Here is an 18,309-nt window from a genome sequence, read left to right as displayed (position 1 = left end):
CGAGCCGCGCCCCCCAACCGGCCCGCCGGGTGCCCCGCTGGGCCGCGGCGGCCGCCGTTTTGGGGGCGGGCGCCCTCACCGCCGCCGTTTGGCAAGTCCTGCCCCCCGCCATCCAGTCGGCAGAGGCCCAGGTGAGCGCCCCGGCCAACGCCGCCACCATCGCCGTGCGGCTGGCCGGGCGAACAGCCGACCGGGTGCGGCTGATCGACGCCCAGGGAGGGGCGGTGGACTTTGCCCCTCAGGGGGATGGCCTCTACCTGGCCACCGCCCGGCAAAACGGCACCTATCGGGTGGAGGCGGCGGCCGGCAGCCGCCTGTCCACCACCTCGGTGGCGGTGGACGCCCTGGACACCGAGGCCCCCGCCCTGCTCCGGGTCGAGAGGAAGGGGCGCGACACCCTGGTTGCCCTGCAAGACGGCGGCTCTGGGGTGGACTGGGCCTCCCCCGTCGCCTGCGCGCCCACGGGGGAGGTCTACGCCTCCCAGCCCCACACGGAGGGCGAGGGTGTCGTCCGCTTTTCCCTGCCGCCGGGGCGCTACACCCTGAAGGTGCGCGACCTGGCCGGCAACTGGGCCCAGGGGCCGCTGCAGGTGCTGGGGTAAGAGATAAAAAAGGGGAAGGCGCAGGCCTTCCCCCCTCTTATGGCACTGTCAAGTCCGCTGGAGAGAGTCGTTCCCTCTACACAGACAAGCTGGAGAGGGACCCTTCTCCCAAAGCTAGTCAATATAAAGAAGCAGCCCTGAAATCACAGGATTTCAGGGCTTTCTTGGCGGAAAGAAACGGGACCGGCCCGCCGATCTCCCCAATGCCATTCAGGCGCTTTCTTGGCTGAGCTATACCCCCAGATCGTTAGAGAGTGCACATCCGATTTTGGGTTTTGAGGTACCGAGGCACGCAACCGCTTCAACTGTGCTACCGGGAGAGGGGCCCCCCCGTCTGCCGCACCCGCACCCGTTCCAGCAGCCGCAACATCCCGTAGAGCAGGGCAGTGTCCACCGGGAACATCACCAGCTGTTTGGTCAGCCGCACGGTGGAGATGAGGACAAAGGCCTTGCCGTAGAGGATGGAGAGAAACAGGGGGTTGAGCACCAGGTTGATGACCAGGGAGACGGTGAGTTTTGCGCAGACCGCCCGCCAGAGCTTCACCGGCTTTTTGTAGAGGTAGAGGCCGTAGAGAAAGCCGGAGAGGCAGGCGTTGAAGGTGAAGCCGATGAAGTAGGGCCCGTCGGGGTGGATGAGGTATTTGATGATGTCGCCAACTCCCCCGGCGGCCGCCCCCAGCAGCGGGCCGTAGAGGAAGCCGGTGGCCGCCACCGCCAGAAAGCTAAAGCCCACCTTGAGCAACTCGGAGAGGCGAAGGGTGAAAAAGCTGAGCACCACGTTGAGGGCGGTCATCATCGACGCCCCCGCCAGGCTGGACAGGGTCCGAAACTCCCTCGCTGCCAGCCGAAATCGATTTTTGGTCTTGGTTGTCTCCTGCATGGGACACACACTCCTTTCTTGACAGCAGAAAGGGGCGGTGCGCCAAAGCGCGCCGCCCCGTACAAGCCGGTATTGCCACATCGCGTAAAGGAGTGCCCCCAGCCCAGCCCCCCCAACGGGTGGGGAGAGCGGCCAGGGCCGGAAAACGTATTGCGGGGGCGGGACGGGCCCGTCCCCCCTTCACCGTGCAGCAGCGGGATGCGGGGACCGCACCGCAAGTCGCCTTTTCGTCCGCCCGACAACTCCCCGTTCGAGCGGCACTTAACGCGCGGTCCCCTACTCTGCTTAGCAAGGCCAGTATAGCAGCTTTTGCCCCCGTTCACAAGAGAAACTTGGCGGGACAGGGCGGCCCTCACCCCCGCCGCAAAAAGGCGGGCAGGCCGCTGCCGTCAAAGGGGGGGATGAAGCTCTCCTCCGCCGTGTCCCCCTCCTGCACAAAGCCCTTTTCCACCCCGCAGTCCACCGCATAGTCCACCCACTGGTCGTACTCGTCGGGGGTGACGGTGCGGCAGAGTTCCGGCCAGGGGGCCACCTGGGGGAGGATGGGGGTGTACTGGTTCATCAAACTCAGGTAGACCCGGTCGCCGTAGCGCGCGTGCAGGGTTGCCGTCAGCCGCTGGGCCTCCCCCACCCGGCCGGGCAGCAGCAGCTGGCGGACGATCACCCCGCCGGTCATCACCCCCCGCTCGTCCAGCTGGGGCGGGCCGGTCTGCTCCACCATCTCGTCCAGGGCGGCCACGGCCACCCCAAAATAGTCCTCCACCCCCGAATAAAGGCGGGCCGTCTCGGCCGAGAGGTACTTGCAGTCGGGCAGGTAGACCTGCACCTTCCCCCGCAGCAGGCGCAGGCACTCCACCCGCTCGTACCCACTGGTGTTGTAGACCACCGGCAGGCAGAGCCCCTGCGCCCGGGCCAGTTCCAGCGCCCAGAGGATGGAGGGCAGGTAGTGCCCCGGGGTGACCAGGTTGATGTTGAGGGCCCCCTGCTCTTGCAGGTGGAGAAAGACCCGGGCCAGCTCCTCCTCGCTGACCTCCTGCCCCTGCTGGCGGGCGCTGATGTCGGCGTTTTGGCAGTAGACGCACCGCAGGGTGCAGTGGGAGAAAAAGACCGCTCCGCTCCCCGCCTGGCCCGAGAGGCAGGGCTCCTCCCAGTAGTGGAGGGCGGCCCGGGCGATCTTGGGGGTGGCCCCTGCGCCGCAAAAGCCAGTCTCCCCCGCCAGCCGGTCGACCCCGCAGCGCCGGGGGCAGAGCTGGCAGCGCTCGTAAAGGTGCAGATAGGGGTTTGTCCGCTCCATCTCGCTCTCTCCTCTCCCTCGTCAAACTTCCCCCGCGGCTGCGGGGGATGCCCTTTTGCGGTACCGCAAGGGCAAAGCGGCACCGCCCGCGCATTGGGGCAAAAGCGCCAACAGCGCCCATCCGCCCTGCACACCGACCGCATCATCGCCGCTTTATGGGCTGTTGTGCCACCAGCGCCGCGCGCAGTGGGGATTTGGCTACGGGGCGGGGAGCAAACGGCGTTTGCGCACCTGTGCCCAGCCATCCTCGGTATAGCAGCTGTTCTGTGACCAGTATACCACATCCCCTCCCCCCTGCAAAAGGGGTGGCTTTCCCCCCGCCCGGGCAGAGGCGGTTTCGCCTGGCGACCGCCGCGCGAGAAAGGGGCGCTCCTCCCCCCTCGATTTGCCCAGAAAGGGGATTGACAAACAAATCACAGCTATGTATCATTGTATTATTCCAGTAATACAATAACCAAATCACACCCGTGTTTCCCCCGTTGGGGGAGGAGGAGACCAGATGACACAGTTGACACTGCAGGGAATCACCAAGTCCTTTGGGGAGAAGCAGGTCCTCAAGGGGGCCGACTTCGCCTTTGAAAAGGGGAAGATCTACGGCCTGCTGGGCCGAAACGGGGCGGGCAAGACCACCCTCTTCAACTGCCTGTCGGGGGAGACCCCGCCGGACGGCGGCCAGGCGCTGCTGGTGGACGAGGCGGGGGCACGCCCCCTGCAGGAGGGGGACGTGGGCTACGTCTTCTCCACCCCCATCCTGCCCGAATTTCTCACCGGGTACGAGTTTGTCAAGTTCTTCATGGACATCAACCGGGAGAAGATCCACTCCTCCATGGGCATCGACGACTACTTCGACCTGATCCGCTTTGCCCCGGAGGACCGGCACCGCCTCATCAAAAACTATTCCCACGGGATGAAGAACAAGGTGCAGATGCTCTGCTTCATCATCGCCAAGCCGCCGGTGATCTTGCTGGACGAGCCCCTCACCTCCTTCGACGTGGTGGTGGCGCTGGAGATGAAAAACCTGCTGCGGGAGATGAAGGACGAGCACATCATCGTCTTCTCCACCCACATCCTGCAGCTGGCCACCGACCTCTGCGACGAGATCGTCCTCCTCACCGGGGGTGAGTTGGAGCCGGTGGACGCCTCCATCATCCACAGCCGCGAGTTTGAGGACCGGGTGGTCGAGCTCTTGAAGGAGGAAGGCCATGATTAACACCCTTCGCCAGAGCTTTCAAATCGGGGCGGCGGTGACCGGCAACACCCTCATCTACTGGTGCCAGCGCCTGCCCCTGGTGGGAAAGCTCTTCAAAGACCGGCTCTATGCCGAGGGCTCCCTCAAAGACGGGGTCTGCGCCGTGGCCTTTTTGCTCAAGGCCTGCACTCAGGTGCTCTACAAGGCCCTCTACGTCTGCCTGGCCATCTGGCTGCCGGCGGCGGTGGTGATGGAGACCCTCACCCCCCAGCAGCGGGTGGACGCCTTTCTCTGGTTTCTGCTGATGATGAGTTTTGTGGGGGGCGCCCTCATCAAGACCGCCATCGGGGACACCAGCGCCGTCAAGTACACCTGTGTCAAGTTGATGGGGATGCCCGCGCAGGAATACCTGCCGGTCAACGGCCTCTTCTCCCACCTGATGGACATCCTCTACCTGCTGCCCGCCACCGCCCTCTTCTCGGCCCTCATCGGCTTTGGGATCCTGCGGGGGCTGCTGCTGGCCCCCCTGTGGGTGGCCGCCCACCTGATCGGGGAGCGGGTGCAGCTCTGGCTGTTTGACCGCTTCGGCCTGCTGACCCAAAAGAAGATGGCCTACCAGTGGGTGCTGGTGGTCCTCATCCCCCTGGCGGCCTACCTGCCGCCCTTCTTGCAGGCCATTCCCCCGGTGGGGCGGGTGGTCGCCTCCCCCCTCTTCTGGGCCGCCCTGCTGGGGCTGGGGGCGCTGGCCGCTCACAGCCTCTTTCGCTACCGCAACTACCCCGCCTTTGCCCGGCAGGCCCTGCCCTTAAGCGAGGTGCAGCTGGACGCCAAAAAGGCCTCGAACCAGGCCCAGTTCGCGTCGGTCAAGCTGCGGGACAAGGACTTTGCAGGCGACGCCCTGCAGACCGGTAAATACGACCGAAAAGCGGGGTACGACTACCTCAACGCCATCTTCTTCGACCGGCACAAGCGGCTCTTCTTCCTGCCGGTCTGCCGCCGTCTGGCGGTGGTGGCGGGGGCGGCCGTTCTCTCCTTCGGCTGCCTCCTCTTCTTCCCCGAAATCGCCCGCAACCTGGGGGGATATCTCCCCCAGTCCCTGCCGCTGATGGTCTTTTTGATGTACTTGCTCTCCATCGGCGACCAGGCCTGCCGCGCCATGTTCTACAACTGCGACATCAGCCTGCTGCGCTACGGCTTCTACCGGCAAAAGGAGGTCATCCTCCGCAACTTCCACATCCGGCTGCGGCGGCTCTGCGGCTTCAACCTCATCACCGCCGGGGGCATCTGCCTCTACGTCCTCTCCTTCGGGCTGGCGGCCGGGCTGCACTGGGCCCCGCTGGATATGCTCTCCTACTGCGCCACCGTGCTGATGCTGGCCGTCTTCTTCTCGGTGCACCACCTGTTCCTCTACTACGTGTTCCAGCCCTACACCGCCGAGCTGGACATCAAAAACCCCTTCTACACCCTGCTGAACATGGTGGTCTACATCGCCTGTTTTGTCTGTCTCAAGCTGGATAGCCAGCCCGCCGGCTTTGCCTTTATCGTGCTGGGGGCCACCGTCCTCTACACCGCCGTCGCCCTGGTGCTCATCTACCGCTGGGCGCCCAAGAACTTCCGGGTCAAATAGACAGCAAAATCGCGAGCGCCGCGCCGCCCCATTTTGGGGATGGCGCGGCGCTTGTTCTGTTCGGGACGGAAAGCCCCTTCTTCCAGCTGGGGTGGGGACTGCTGTTTTTTGGTTTGTGCCGGTCAAAGAGGAGGGCGCTGGGGAGAGTTGCAGCCCGCCCCTCGGCCGCATTGGCCGGTCCGCGGGGCGTTGTCTGCAAAGCCTTTGTCCCGCAGCTTGACCGGCGCGAATTGGGCCCGGCCCGCAGCCCTTTGGATGTCCGGCAGGAGCCCTTCTCCCACCAACTGGGGAGGGAGGGGCGACAGCGCGCCCCTTTTGACCCCCAAAGGGCCGGAGAGGCCGCCTGTATTCGCCCGACGGCCCGACCAAAGAGAGCGCCTTCCCTCCTGCCGCCGAGCACGAGGGCAAGGGTGAGGGCGGCCAGTCAGCGGGGCGCGCTCGGGGTCTTTCCCTCCCCCTCCAGCCGCCGGCGCTGCCGCCAGAGACAGAATGTCGAGCAGAGGAAGGCGCCCCCCTCCGCCAGGGGGACCGCCAGCCAGATGCCCGCCCTCCCCCAGACCCGGGGCAGGTACAGGATGGCGGGCGCCAGCAGGCCAAAGGTGCGCAGAAAGGAGAGCAGGGCCGAGGTCCTGCCGTCCGACAGGGCGGTAAAATAGGCCGAGGAGAAGAGGTTGATCCCTGAAAAGAGGAAGGAGTAGGCAAAGAGGGAGAACCCCTCTGCCGCCAAATTTGCCACCGCCCGGTCCTCCCCCGCAAAGAGGGTGGCGATCCGGCCGCCCCCCAGCAGGGCCGCGGCGAACACCGCCAGGGAGGAGAGCCCCACCGCCCCCAGAGCCAGGCGGGTGGTCCTCGCCAGGGCCGAGCGGTCCCCCCGCCCATACTGGTAGCTGATGACCGGGGCCACCCCCATGGAGAAGCCGATGTAGAGGGTGCTGAGCACGAACTGGGAGTAGATGAGGACGGTGATGGCCGCCACCCCCTCCTCCCCCAGGCGGGCCATCATGGCGGCGTTGAAGAGAAAGGTGGTCACCGCCGCCGCCAGCTGGCCCACCATCTCGCTGCAGCCGTTGCGGCAGCTCTCGGCCACCGCTTGCCACCCGCCGCCGGGGCGGGCGAAGCGCAGGCTCCCCCCGTCCCGGGCGAAAAACCAGAGACCGGCCGCCACGGGGATGGCGTAGCCGATCCCGGTCCCGAGGGCGGCCCCCGCCACCCCCATTTCTCCGGGGACGATGAAGAGCCAGTCCAGCAGGGCGTTGGCGCAGCCCGACCCCAAAGTGAGCGCCAGCCCCAGCCCGGGGCGGCCCGCCGTCACCAGCAGGTTTTGAAAGAACACCTGCCCCAGCCCCGCCGGGGTGAAGAGGAGGATGACGGCCAGGTAGTCGCGGCAGTAGGGGTAGAGCCGGTCGCTGGCCCCCAGCCCCCGGATGAGGGAGGGCAAAAAGAGCAGCCCTCCCAGGGCGATCAGCACCCCGAGGGCCCCGCCGAAGAGGGCCAGCAGGGTGAACTTGCGGCGGGCGGCCAGGGCGTTTCCCGCCCCCATCTCCCGCGCCACCAGGGCGCTCCCCCCGGTGGCCAGCATGGTCCCCAGCCCCACCGTCAGGTTGATGACCGGGCAGACGATGTTCACCGCCGAGAGGGCGTCGGTCCCCACCAGCCGGGCGATAAACAGGGTGTCCACCACCGTGTAAAGCCCCATGAACAGCATGGTCCCCACTGTGGGCAGGGCAAAGCGCAGCAGGGCGGCGGGGCCGAAGGCCCGGTCCAGGGGGTTGGCCCCCTCGTTCTTTTTACCCATCCCGCCGCCTCCCCTCCGGGGAAAAGAGGATCATCTGCTGGGTGGGGTAGCCAAATTCCACCCGCAGGGGGCCCTCGACAAAGCCCAGGCGCAAAAAGGCGACCCGATAGCCCGGGTCGGCCCGGTCCCCCGCGCGGAAGGTGGTCAGGTAGAGGGGGCTGCCCGGCCAGCGGGCGGCGGCAAAGCGGAGCATTGCCCGGGCCGCCCCCCGCCGCCGGCAGTGGGGCGACACCGTCAGGTAATCGATCCACCCGGTCGCGCGCCCCAGGATCACCGCCCCCGCCAGCTCCCCCTCCCCGGTGGGCAGGAGGAAGGCCCGCCCCTCCGCCACCGCCGCCGCAAGGGCGCGGCCAAACCCCTCCGCCTCCAGGTGGGGAAAGCCCTCCACCGTGGAAAAGGCCAGCTCTGTCCAGGCGGGGATGTCCTCCCTTTGGGCCGGGCGCACCGCGCCAAACCGCCGCGCCCCTCTGGCAGAGAGCTGCCGGGGGCGATGGCGCAGCTGCAGGGGGTAAAAGCGGCCCTCCTCCCGAAAGGCGCGGGGCGGCTGCTTGTAGAAGGCGGCAAAGGCGGCGGTGAAGGCCTGTTGGCTCTCATACCCCGCCGCCAGGGCGATGTCCGCCAGGGGCCGGTGGGTGTAGCAGAGCTGCAGCGCCGCCTCGGTCAGCCGGCGGCGCTGGGCATAGCGGGCAGGCGGCAGCCCCACCGCCCCCACAAAGGCCCGCTGCAGATAGTAGGGGGAGTAGTGCAGCCGCTCGGCCAACTCGGCCAGCGAGATGCGGCGCTGCAGCTCCCCCTCGATGATGGCGACCGCCTCTGCCGCCAGTTTTCGCGCGCTGTTCAACGGCGCTCCTCCCTCTCTGTTTTTTCAGTATAGCAGATCGGCGCGCAGGGCGCTTTCTCCCCCTTGCCCACTTTGCCCATTTTGTGCGGGGAGGCGCGAAAAACCGCCCCAAAAGCGGAAACGGTTTGCCGTCGAAATGCCCCGCCGCTGTCAAACGGCCGCCTTTTTTTCGGGACAGATGCCAACGGTGCCAGACCGCCCCCAAAAAATCGACAAATTTGTGAGCAGTTTGCCCATTTCTTTCTGTCCTGCCGCCGTGGTATCCTGGTGGTACTTTGGAAAATGGAAAGCAGGAGGAAAGACGCCTATGGAACTCTTGAAGCAGCGCATCTTACAGGACGGAAAGGTCAAGCCCGGCCACATTTTGAAGGTGGACAGCTTTCTCAACCACCAGATGGACATCCCCCTTCTCGACGAGATAGGGGCGGAGTTTGCGCGCCGGTTCGCAGGGGTGCCGGTCAGCAAGATCCTCACCATCGAGGCGTCGGGCATCGGCATCGCCGCCATCGCCGCCCGCCACTTCGGCAATGTGCCGGTGATCTTTGCCAAAAAGACCAAGTCCAAGAACCTGGACGGGGACATCCTCACCGCCCAGGTGACCTCCTACACCCGGGGCACCACCTTTGACATTCAGGTGGAGAGCAAGTTTGTCAACCCGGGGGACCACATCCTCATCCTCGACGACTTTTTGGCCCGCGGACAGGCCCTGTTGGGCCTCATCCAGCTGGTGCAGCAGGCGGGCGCCACCATCGCCGGCTGCGGCATCGTCATCGAAAAGGGCTTTCAGGACGGCGGGGAGCTGGTGCGCCAGACCGGCGTCCGGCTGGAGAGCCTGGCCGTCATCAAGGAGATGAGCGACGACAGCCTGGTCTTTGCCGACTGACCCACCCGCCCAAATGCCACTGCCGGGGACGTCCCCTCTCGACCGCCGAGAGGGGGCGTCCCCTTTTTTCGCGCAGAATTTACAATTTTTTCATAGCTGCCGCCAGAGCGCCCACTACAATAGAAAACACGGCCCGGCATATCTCTTCGGGCCGGAGACTAGACTACTGTATATCGGCCGCCCCTCCCGGCGGCACAGAAAAGAAGGGTGAAACGCAATATGTCACAAACGCTCTACTACAACGGCCACATCTACACCATGGAGCCCGGCGACCAGTGCCGCTGCGAGGCTGTTTTGGTGGCAGACGGCCGCATTTTGGGGGCCGGCGCGCTCGCCGCCATGGAGCAGCTGGCCGACGCCGGTGTCCGCCGGGTGGACTTGGGGGGAAAGGCCCTCCTCCCCTCCTTCATCGACCCCCACAGCCACCTCTCCATGCTGGCAAATACCTTGCACGCCGTCCCCCTGGGGGACTGCACCAGCTACCGGCAGATTGTGCAGCGGCTGCGAGAGGCCGTCGCCAGCGGGGATCTGGAGCCCGGCCAGTGGGTCGTCGGCTTTGGCTATGACCACAACCGCCTCGAGGAGGGGCGCCACCCCACCCGGCAGGTGCTCGACCAGGTCAGTTCCACCCGGCCGGTGCTCATCACCCACCAGTCGGGCCACATGGGGGTGGCCAACACCATCGCCCTAAACCAGGGCGGCTACACCCCCCAGACCCCCGACCCCGAGGGCGGCAAAATTGGACGGGACTACGCCACCGGGGAGCTCAGCGGCTATCTGGAGGAAAACGCCTTCATCGCCTTCTCCTCCTCCGCCTCCGGCCTGGCCCCCACCTTCGCACAGATGCTGACCCTCTGCGAAAAGGCGCAGGAGGTGTATCTCAAACACGGCATCACCACCGCCCAGGAGGGGATGGTCAAGCACCAGAACTTCACCCTGCTGCGCACCCTGGCCGAGCACGGCAGCCTGAAATTGGACCTGGTGGGCTATGTCGACTTGAAGGACGAGGCGGACATCGCCAAGGAAAACCCCGAGTACCTGCGTCAGTACCGCAACCGGCTGAAAATCGGCGGCTACAAGATCTTCCTCGACGGCTCGCCCCAGGGCAAGACCGCCTGGCTCTCCGCCCCCTACGAGGGCGAGCGGGACGGCTACTGCGGCTACCCCATCTACAAGGACGCCGAGGTGGAGCGGTTTTGCAAAATCGCCATGAGCGAGGGGATGCAGCTGCTCTGCCACTGCAACGGCGACGCCGCCTCGCAGCAGTACCTGGACGCCTTTGCCGCGGCCAAGGCCGCCCTGCCGGACAAAGACACCTGCCGCCCGGTGATGATCCACGCCCAGACGGTCCGCCCCGGCGACCAGGTGCCCCGGATGAAGGAGCTGGGGATGATGCCCTCCTACTTTGTCGCCCACACCTATTTCTGGGGGGACACCCACCTGAAAAACCTGGGGCAGGAGCGGGCCACCCGCATCTCCCCCGCCGCCTCCACCTTAAAGGCGGGCATCCCCTTCACCTTCCACCAGGACACCCCCGTCTTGGAGCCGGATATGCTCCGCACCGTCTGGTGCGCGGTCAACCGCATCAGCCTCTCGGGGGCCGACATGGGAAAAGCGGAGCGCATCTCCCCCCTGGAGGCGCTGAAGGCCGTGACCATCAACGCCGCCTACCAGTACTTTGAAGAGGACGAAAAGGGCTCCATCGCCCCCGGCAAGCTGGCCAACCTGGTCATCCTCGACCAGGACCCCATGGAGGTGGACCCCATGGCGATCTGCGACATCCGGGTGGTGGAGACCATCCGCGAGGGCGAGACCCTCTACCGCGCCTGAGGGACAGGCGACAAAAGAGCGCGCGAACACCGTTCGCGCGCTCTTTTTCTCTGTTTTAGTCCTGGTGAAAGAAAACCCCCATGACGGTTTTCCACATCAGCTTGAAATCCTCCCCGAGGCCGAAGTTTTGCAGGTATTCCAGGTTGTAGCGCATCTTGGCGGGCAGCACTCGGGTGACATAGGCCTGGTCGATGTCGCTGCAGCCCTCTTCCATGGCCTGGTTGAGGATGGTCTGTTCGTCTTTGAACTTGATGCTGGCGTTGGAGGTGATCCCCGCCGGCAGCAGCAAGGTAGCCCGCATCTCGTCGGTGTAGGCGTCCACGTACTGGGGCACCTCGGGGCGGGTGCCCACAAAGGTCATCTGCCCCAAAAAGACGTTGATGAGCTGAGGCAGCTCGTCCAGCCGGTAGACGCGCAGCTTGTCCCCCACCCGGGTGACCCGGCTGTCGCCGGGGGCGGTGACGGCGCTGCCCAGCTTGTCCGCGTCCTGCACCATGGTGCGGAACTTGAAGATGCGAAAGGGCTTGCCGCCGGTGGTGATCCGCTCCTGCCGAAAAAAGACCGGCCCGCGGGAGTCGCACTTGATGACCACCGCCAGCACCAGCAGCAGCGGCGACAGGCAGATGAGCATCAGGGCGCTGACGATCAGGTCAAAGGCCCGCTTGCAGAGAAGGCTCCCCTTTTTCTTGAGCAGCCTGTCCCTGTATTGGTGGATGATGGGGGCGTCCATCGCCCCCGTCAGTTTCCCTGGTATCATACATCTTCCTCAAGGCTTTGCAGGACCGCTGCGATCACATATTCCACCTGCTCATCGGTGAGGGTGCTGTACAGGGGAAGGGTCACCTCGTTTGCAAACTGGGCGTAGGCATTGGGGTAATCGGCAATGTCAAAACCCAGGTTTTTGTAGGCGCTCAACAGCGGCAGCGGCTTGTAGTGGACGTTGGTGGCGACCCCCTTCTCGGCGATGCGCTCGATGAGGGCGTTTCGCTTTTCCAGGCTGTAGCCGGGGATCCGGGTCAGGTAGAGGTGGCCGGAGGACTGGTATTCCCCGGTGTAGTGGGGCATGACCTCCAGCTTGCCGGCAAAGGCGGCGTCGTAGCGCGCAATCACGGAGCGGCGCTCGGCCAACAGCTGGGGATAGCGCTCCAACTGGCTCTGCCCCAGGCCCGCCAAAATATCGGTCATGTTGCACTTGTAGGCCGGGGAGACGATGTCGTACTCCCAGGCGCCCAACTTGTTCTTGGAGAGGGCGTCTTTGGTCTGCCCGTGCAGGGAGAGCAGCATGAACTGGCGGTAGATCTCCTCCCCGTCGATGCCGGGAAAGTCCAGCCAGGTGGCGCTCCCCCCCTCGGCGGTGGTGAGGTTTTTCACCGCGTGGAAGGAAAAGCAGGTGAAGTCGGCCACAGAGCCGATCTGCCTGCCCTTGTAGGTGGCCCCTACCGAGTGGGCGGCGTCCGCCACCACGGCCACCCGGCCGATGGCCTTTTGCAGGTCGCCAGACGGGTTGAAGAGGTCTTTTTTTCGCTCCAACGCCGAGAAGATGGCGTCGTAGTCGGCGGGCACCCCGCCGATGTCCACCGGAATGACCGCCTTGGTCCTCGGGGTGATGGCCTTTTCCAGATTGGCGACCGACATGTGGTAGCTGCCCTCGTCCACGTCGATGAGGACCGGGGTGGCGCCCACGTGGCAGATGACGCTGCAGGAGGCCGTGTAGGTATATGCGGAGGTGATGACCTCGTCCCCCGGGCCGATGCCCAGCACCCGCAGAGAGAGCTCCAGCGCGGCGGTGGCCGAGTTGAGGCAGGCGGTGTGGGAGGTGCCGCAGTAGGCGGAGAGGTCCTTTTCCAGCTGTTTGGTCTTGGGGCCGGTGGTGATCCAACCCGAACGGAGGGCGTCGACTACATTGGCGATGTCCTGTTCGCTGATATCCGGGGGAGAAAAGGGAATTTTCATTACAAATCGCACTCATTTCTCTTGATTACTCGGTGGATAAGCCACAGAAGAAAGGACGGCACCCTGCCCGAGGCAGCATTGGGCCGACCTTGCTTGAATCAATTGTAATCGTTTCCCCATGGCCTGTCAAGAAATGGGCGCACTTTATCACGGAAAATTCATTTTCTCCCCCGGCTTTTCAGACGGCGTTCACGGAGGGTTCACGTTCTCGTTTTTGGCAGCCGTTTCAGGGTCATCTTTCATGTACATTTTTCCCTTTTGCGTGACTTTTATCCTCCTCTCTGTACCGTCTGTGGCCGCTTGTGGTATAATGACAAAAATGCGGCTGCTCTGCGGAGATTGCCGGGCTGCGGCGCACCCAGTACCTGCATCCTGCCCGCGGCCCAGCGGCGCGCCTTGCAGTGGGTAGGGCGGGTAGATAAGCAGGCGGCGAAACCCAGCTGAAAGGGCTTCCCACTTTCCCTCTGGCGCTCCCCGCTGCACTCGCAAGGGCTTGCAGCCGCGCGGTAGATTTGTCGGGCCGCCCTGCTCGCCGGCGGGCGATCCCACCCATGCCGCCTGCCGCCCCACTCCCGAAGAGGTGAAACGCCTGTTTTGGCAGGGGCAAACTGTAAAAAAGAGAGAAAGAGGGTACTTTTGTGAAGGATAAAACTGTGGTCCTCAATGCCGATCGCATCAACTACGACGGCAAAATCGACTTCTCCCACATCGCCTCCCAGGTCACCGTCTACGGCGCCACCGACGAGGGGCAGCTGCTGGAGCGCATTCAGGGATACGACATTGTGGTGACCAAGGAGATGCCCGTCTCCGCCGAGAGCATCCGCCGGTTCCCCGATTCGGTCAAGCTCCTCTGCGAGGCGGGGACCGGCTACAACAACATCGACCTGGCCGCCGCCAAGGCCCGGGGGATCACCGTCTGCAACATCCCCGCCTACAGCACCCAGCGGGTGGCGCACACCGTCTTTTTGCTGCTGCTTACCCTCTTTTCCTCCATGCAGAAGCAGCAGGCCATGCTCTGCCGGGGCGATCACAGCAATTTTGAGCAGTTTCTCCAGGTCGACCACCTGGAGCTCAACGGCAAGACCCTGGGGGTCGTCGGGGCCGGTCACATCGGCCGGGCGGTCATCCGCCTGGCCCATGCCTTTGACATGGAGGTGCTGGCCTACACCCGCACCCCTCGGCCCGACGAGGAGGGGGTGCGGTATGTCCCCCTCGACACCCTGCTGCGGGAGAGCGACGCCGTGACCCTCCACTGTCCCCTCACCGATCAGACCCGCCACCTGATCGACGAGGCGGCCCTCGCCAAGATGAAGCCGACCGCCTTCCTCATCAACACCTCCCGTGGGGCTTTGATCGACGAGCCCGCCCTCATTCGGGCCCTGGCCGCCCGACAGATCGCCGGGGCCGGACTGGATGTGTTGGAGCAGGAGCCTCCCCGGCCGGACAACCCGCTCTACACCCTGGACAACGTGGTCCTCACCCCCCACATGGGTTGGAAGGGGCTGGAGACCCGCCAGCGCCTTGTCGACCTGTTGGGGGAAAACATCGCCGCCTTCTGCCGGGGAGAGCCCCGCAACGTCATCGTCTGAGCCTCGCTTGGCGAATCAAGTGGGTAAAAGAAGGAGCTGAAGCAGCAGATGCTGTTCCAGCTCCTTTTTTGTTGTGGGGTGTATGTGGGGCGTTGCGCTTTGGAAGTTGCGCTTTGGAATAGGAAGTTTGCACAGCGGCTGTATCTGTGCAGGCGCTGAAATTTTGGGGCGTGTCCCCGAATGGAGGGACGACCGAAATGACAATGGCCATCGCATTGTCCACATAATTTCAATCCACGTCCCCCGCGTGGGGGACGACACGCTGGGAGCGCCGTGGAATCGGGTGGCCGACCATTTCAATCCACGTCCCCCGCGTGGGGGACGACAGCAAAACAGCACAAAAACAAGACGCTGCTTTCCTATTTAGGATACCCTTTTCACAAAATCTTGTCAAATGCAAATCCTATTTTCTCCGAATTTCTCCATTCCACTGCAAAAGACCGGCATTCCGCAGTGCGAACCTGCCGGCAAATGGGTGTGCACTTGGGGTTCGCACCCGCGAATTGGAGAAAAGCGCGCAAAAGAGCTGGACGCAGATGCGTCCAGCTCTTTGAATCGAGGGATATGCGAGGGCAGGGCAATCAGCCCGGGGGCCAGGCCAGCGAGCGGCCGGCCAGCACGTGAAAGTGCAGGTGACCCACCGTCTGGCCGCCGTCCTTGCCGCAGTTGTTGACGATGCGGTAGCCGTCTTTCAGCCCCAGCTCCCTCGCCAGCTTGGCGATGGTGGCGAAGATGTGGGCGACAATGGCGCTGTTTTCTTCGGTCAGCTCGTCGCAGCTGGTGATGTGGGCCTTGGGGATGACCAGAAAGTGGACCGGCGCCTGGGGGTCGACATCGTAAAAGGCCAGGATCGAGTCGTCCTCATAGAGCTTTTTTGAGGGGATCTCCCCCCTTGCGATCTTGCAAAAAAGGCAATCCACTGGGCACTCCTCCCTTCTGCCGGCGGGCAGGGGCTCTCCCCCGCCCGCCGGGCAATTTTGTGTAAGCGCTGACGCCACACCCTGTCAAAGGCGGGGCGGGAAAGGCGCTAGTGGGCGATCATTCGGGCGATGATGCTGGGCACCTGGGCGATGGCCTCGTCGATCTTGAAGATCTCCTTGACGCCGGCCATGGCGTTGTCGGCCCGGCCGCCGCCACTGCCCCCGGCCAGTTTGGCGATCTCCTTGACCAGGTTGCCGGCGTGGACCCCGGCCTCAACGGCCTCTTTGCCGCAGGAGACACAGATGGTGCCCTTGCCGTCGACCACGGTGGAGAGGACGGCCACCATCCGCGGCGCCTTGTCCCGCACCCGCTCGCCCATCGAGCGCAGGCTCTTGGCGTCGGTGCCGGTAAAGGAGGCGCTGACCAGCCGCACGTTCCCCACCTCGGTGGCCTGCTCGAAGAGGCTGTCCATCTGGATGGCGGCCAGCTGGCTGCCCAGCTCCTCGATCTGCTTGCCGCAGCGCTTGAGCTCGCCCATCACCGACTCGGCCTTCTCCACCAAGTCGGCGGGATTTTGCAGTTTCAGGGCCCGGGCGGCCTGCTGGATGGCCTCCTGGTCGCGGTCGAGCTGGCGGATGACGCCGAAGCCGGTGACGGCCTCGATCCGGCGGACGCCGGCGGCCACCGAGCTCTCGGAGAGGATCTTGAACAGCCCGATGCAGCCGGTGTTCCTCACGTGGGTGCCGCCGCAGAACTCGCGGGAGAAGTCCCCCACCGAGCAGACCCGGACGGTGTCGCCGTACTTCTCGCCAAAGAGGGCCATGGCCCCCAGCTGCTTGGCCTCCTCAATGGGCATCTCCCGCACGTCGGTGGGCAGGGCCTCCATGATCTTGCGGTTGACCAGCTCCTCCACCTGGGCCAGTTCCAGCCCGCTCATGGAGGAGAAGTGGGAGAAGTCAAAGCGGACGCGGTCCTTGGTCACCAGCTGGCCGGCCTGGTGGACATGCTCGCCCAGCACCTCCCGCAGGGCGGCCTGCAGCAGGTGGGCGGAGGTGTGGTTGCGGGCCACGGCGGCGCGGTAGTCCTTGTCCACCGAGAGGCGCAGGGCATCGCCGGTGTGGAGGGTGCCGCACTGCACGGTGACGGTGTGGAGGTACTGGCCGGTGGGGGACTTGGTGCAGTCCTCCACCAGGGCGGCGACCCCCTCGCCGGTGATGGCGCCCCGGTCCCCCACCTGTCCGCCGCTCTCGGCGTAGAAGGGGGTGGTGTCGAAGATAAGGGTGGCCTGCTCGCCGGCGGTGACGCTGTCGGCCAGCTGGCCGTCTGCGATGATGCAGGCCAGGCGGGCCACCGCGTCCAGCTTTTCATAGCCCACAAACGCGGTGCGGGGCAGGTCCAGCTCGGCGGTGACGTCCTCCGACCAGGCGATGGTGTCCATCTGCTCCCTGGCGGCGCGGGCCCGCTGGCGCTGCTGCTCCATCAGCTCGTTGAAGGTCGCTTCGTCCAGGCCGATCTCCCGCTCGGCCACGATCTCCCGCACCAGGTCGATGGGGAAGCCGAAGGTGTCGTAGAGCTTGAATGCCTCGTCCCCAGGGAGGACGGCCTTGCCGGCCTTGATCTGCTCGGCGCTGATGTGGTCGAGCATGGTGCTCAGCAGCTCCATCCCCTGGTCGATGGTCTTTTCAAAGCGGAGCTCTTCGTTCTGGATGACCTTTTTGATGTACTCCCGCTTTTCGCCCAACTCGGGGTAGGCGCCAATGTTCTCGTCGATGACGGTGTCGCAGACCTGGTAGAGGAAGGCCCGGTCGATGCCCAGCAGCCGGCCGTGGCGAGCGGCCCGGCGCAGCAGCCGGCGCAGCACGTAGCCTCGGCCCTCGTTTTGCGGCACCACCCCGTCGGAGACCATGAAGACGGTGGAGCGGATGTGGTCGGTCACCACCCGCAGGGAAACGTCGGTGCGGGGGTCCTCGCCGTAGTGGACGCCGGCGATCTTGCTGATGTGCTTCATGATGTTCTGGACGGTGTCCACCTCGAAGAGGTTGTCCACCCCCTGCATCAGGCAGGCGAGGCGCTCGAGCCCCATGCCGGTGTCGATGTTCTTGTGCTCCATCTCGGTGTAGTTGCCCTCGCCGTCGTTGACGAACTGGGAGAACACCAGGTTCCAAAACTCCATGAAGCGGTCGCACTCGCAGCCGGGGCCGCAGTCGGGGCTGCCGCAGCCGTACTTCTCGCCCCGGTCAAAGTAGATCTCGGAGCAGGGGCCGCAGGGGCCGGCGCCGATCTCCCAGAAGTTGTCCTCCTTGCCCAGGCGGACCACCCGCTCGGGGGCCACGCCGATCTCCTTGGTCCAGATGTCGTAGGCCTCGTCGTCGTCCAGGTAGATGGTGACCCAGAGCTTGTCCACCGGGATCTCCAGCCGCTGGGTGATGAACTCCCAGGCCCAGGCGATGGCCTCTTTCTTGAAGTAGTCGCCAAAGGAGAAGTTGCCCAGCATCTCAAAGTAGGTGCCGTGGCGGGCGGTCTTGCCCACCTGCTCGATGTCGGGGGTGCGGATGCACTTCTGGCAGGTGGTGACCCGGACGTTAGGCGGGGTCTCCTGCCCGAGGAAGTACTTTTTCAGCGGGGCCATCCCCGAGTTGATGAGCAGGAGGCTGTTGTCCCCCTGGGGCACCAGCGGGGCGCTGGGGAGGCGGGTGTGACCCTTCTCCTCAAAAAAGGCGAGAAACTCTTCCCGCAGTTGATTCAGTCCAGTCCATTTCACGATCGACTCGCTCCTCTTTTCTCGTTGGTTGCGCCAAAGGGGTCTGCCCCTGGCCGGCGGCCACAGCGTACAAAAAAACAGCCCCGCCCCCACTCTGGGACGAAAGCTGTCAGTTTCCGCGGTACCACCCAAATTGCGCAGGGC

The 18,309-nt window shown here is 64.8% G+C and carries 14 protein-coding genes and 1 riboswitch; of the genes, 6 read left to right on the top strand and 8 right to left on the bottom strand.

Annotated features, from left to right (window positions below; all coding sequences use genetic code 11):
• Positions 1-602 (top strand): hypothetical protein (locus tag KQI11_RS12355; protein ID WP_216402337.1); only part of this gene is annotated, 602 nt, incomplete at its 5' end.
• A 310-nt stretch (positions 603-912) separates the two neighbouring features.
• On the opposite strand, the gene KQI11_RS12350 is transcribed toward KQI11_RS12355, so the two are convergent.
• Positions 913-1,482: a folate family ECF transporter S component gene (locus KQI11_RS12350; protein WP_059004970.1), complete on the bottom strand. Its 570-nt coding sequence runs from the start codon at positions 1,480-1,482 to the stop codon at positions 913-915.
• Positions 1,483-1,671: 189 nt separating this feature from the next.
• A riboswitch (THF riboswitch) is annotated at positions 1,672-1,768 on the bottom strand.
• Between the two features lie 66 nt (positions 1,769-1,834).
• Positions 1,835-2,776 (bottom strand): radical SAM protein, encoded by a 942-nt coding sequence (locus KQI11_RS12345; RefSeq protein WP_216402336.1) that lies wholly within the window; start codon positions 2,774-2,776, stop codon positions 1,835-1,837.
• Between the two features lie 499 nt (positions 2,777-3,275).
• Here KQI11_RS12345 and KQI11_RS12340 point away from each other — a divergent pair, with 499 nt between their 5' ends.
• Both KQI11_RS12340 and KQI11_RS12335 read left to right on the top strand, forming a co-directional pair.
• Positions 3,276-3,986 (top strand): ABC transporter ATP-binding protein, encoded by a 711-nt coding sequence (locus KQI11_RS12340; RefSeq protein ID WP_021658901.1) that lies wholly within the window; start codon positions 3,276-3,278, stop codon positions 3,984-3,986.
• Positions 3,979-5,592: a hypothetical protein gene (locus KQI11_RS12335; protein ID WP_185916722.1), complete on the top strand. Its 1,614-nt coding sequence runs from the start codon at positions 3,979-3,981 to the stop codon at positions 5,590-5,592. Before KQI11_RS12340 ends, KQI11_RS12335 begins: the two co-directional genes overlap by 8 nt.
• A 424-nt stretch (positions 5,593-6,016) precedes the next feature.
• Here the strand turns inward: KQI11_RS12335 and KQI11_RS12330 are convergent, their stop codons facing one another.
• Both KQI11_RS12330 and KQI11_RS12325 read right to left on the bottom strand, forming a co-directional pair.
• On the bottom strand, positions 6,017-7,387 hold the full coding sequence (locus KQI11_RS12330; protein WP_216402335.1) for an MATE family efflux transporter: 1,371 nt from the start codon (positions 7,385-7,387) through the stop codon (positions 6,017-6,019).
• A complete protein-coding gene (locus KQI11_RS12325) occupies positions 7,380-8,228 on the bottom strand; it encodes a GNAT family N-acetyltransferase (protein WP_216402334.1) in 849 nt (282 codons plus the stop codon). Before KQI11_RS12325 ends, KQI11_RS12330 begins: the two co-directional genes overlap by 8 nt.
• Positions 8,229-8,535: 307 nt before the next feature.
• Here KQI11_RS12325 and KQI11_RS12320 point away from each other — a divergent pair, with 307 nt between their 5' ends.
• Together KQI11_RS12320 and KQI11_RS12315 are read left to right on the top strand one after the other, a co-directional pair.
• Positions 8,536-9,111: a xanthine phosphoribosyltransferase gene (locus tag KQI11_RS12320; RefSeq protein WP_216402333.1), complete on the top strand. Its 576-nt coding sequence runs from the start codon at positions 8,536-8,538 to the stop codon at positions 9,109-9,111.
• A 219-nt stretch (positions 9,112-9,330) separates the two neighbouring features.
• Positions 9,331-10,941 (top strand): amidohydrolase, encoded by a 1,611-nt coding sequence (locus KQI11_RS12315; protein ID WP_216402332.1) that lies wholly within the window; start codon positions 9,331-9,333, stop codon positions 10,939-10,941.
• A 55-nt stretch (positions 10,942-10,996) separates the two neighbouring features.
• On the opposite strand, the gene KQI11_RS12310 is transcribed toward KQI11_RS12315, so the two are convergent.
• On the bottom strand, positions 10,997-11,698 hold the full coding sequence (locus tag KQI11_RS12310) for a sugar transferase (RefSeq protein ID WP_021658894.1): 702 nt from the start codon (positions 11,696-11,698) through the stop codon (positions 10,997-10,999).
• Positions 11,695-12,894 carry a DegT/DnrJ/EryC1/StrS family aminotransferase gene (locus KQI11_RS12305; protein ID WP_216402331.1) on the bottom strand — a complete coding sequence of 400 codons (1,200 nt, stop codon included), beginning with the start codon at positions 12,892-12,894 and terminating at the stop codon, positions 11,695-11,697. Before KQI11_RS12305 ends, KQI11_RS12310 begins: the two co-directional genes overlap by 4 nt.
• A gap of 638 nt (positions 12,895-13,532) precedes the next feature.
• On the opposite strand from KQI11_RS12305, the gene KQI11_RS12300 reads away from it, so the two are divergent.
• Positions 13,533-14,483, top strand: a complete 951-nt coding sequence (locus KQI11_RS12300) for an NAD(P)-dependent oxidoreductase (protein ID WP_216402330.1) — start codon at positions 13,533-13,535, stop codon at positions 14,481-14,483.
• A 581-nt stretch (positions 14,484-15,064) separates the two neighbouring features.
• On the opposite strand, the gene KQI11_RS12295 is transcribed toward KQI11_RS12300, so the two are convergent.
• Together KQI11_RS12295 and alaS are read right to left on the bottom strand one after the other, a co-directional pair.
• Positions 15,065-15,403, bottom strand: coding sequence for a histidine triad nucleotide-binding protein (locus KQI11_RS12295; protein WP_216402329.1), 339 nt, complete (start codon positions 15,401-15,403; stop codon positions 15,065-15,067).
• A 107-nt stretch (positions 15,404-15,510) separates the two neighbouring features.
• Positions 15,511-18,165: an alanine--tRNA ligase gene (gene alaS / locus KQI11_RS12290; RefSeq protein WP_216402328.1), complete on the bottom strand. Its 2,655-nt coding sequence runs from the start codon at positions 18,163-18,165 to the stop codon at positions 15,511-15,513.
• Positions 18,166-18,309: the final 144 nt, after the last annotated feature.

This window comes from Acetanaerobacterium sp. MSJ-12, from assembly GCF_018917875.1.
Classification (GTDB): domain Bacteria; phylum Bacillota; class Clostridia; order Oscillospirales; family Ruminococcaceae; genus Bittarella; species Bittarella massiliensis.
This window is presented reverse-complemented; position numbering and strand designations above follow the sequence as displayed.

What these genes read in the sequence shown, in the direction of transcription:
- KQI11_RS12330 (WP_216402335.1), bottom strand. Translation starts at nt 7,387, where the DNA reads ATGGGTAAAAAGAACGAGGGGGCCAACCCCCTGGACCGGGCCTTCGGC.
- KQI11_RS12305 (WP_216402331.1), bottom strand. Translation starts at nt 12,894, where the DNA reads ATGAAAATTCCCTTTTCTCCCCCGGATATCAGCGAACAGGACATCGCC.
- KQI11_RS12340 (WP_021658901.1), top strand. Translation starts at nt 3,276, where the DNA reads ATGACACAGTTGACACTGCAGGGAATCACCAAGTCCTTTGGGGAGAAG.
- KQI11_RS12310 (WP_021658894.1), bottom strand. Translation starts at nt 11,698, where the DNA reads ATGATACCAGGGAAACTGACGGGGGCGATGGACGCCCCCATCATCCAC.
- KQI11_RS12315 (WP_216402332.1), top strand. Translation starts at nt 9,331, where the DNA reads ATGTCACAAACGCTCTACTACAACGGCCACATCTACACCATGGAGCCC.
- KQI11_RS12350 (WP_059004970.1), bottom strand. Translation starts at nt 1,482, where the DNA reads ATGCAGGAGACAACCAAGACCAAAAATCGATTTCGGCTGGCAGCGAGG.
- KQI11_RS12335 (WP_185916722.1), top strand. Translation starts at nt 3,979, where the DNA reads ATGATTAACACCCTTCGCCAGAGCTTTCAAATCGGGGCGGCGGTGACC.
- KQI11_RS12320 (WP_216402333.1), top strand. Translation starts at nt 8,536, where the DNA reads ATGGAACTCTTGAAGCAGCGCATCTTACAGGACGGAAAGGTCAAGCCC.
- KQI11_RS12345 (WP_216402336.1), bottom strand. Translation starts at nt 2,776, where the DNA reads ATGGAGCGGACAAACCCCTATCTGCACCTTTACGAGCGCTGCCAGCTC.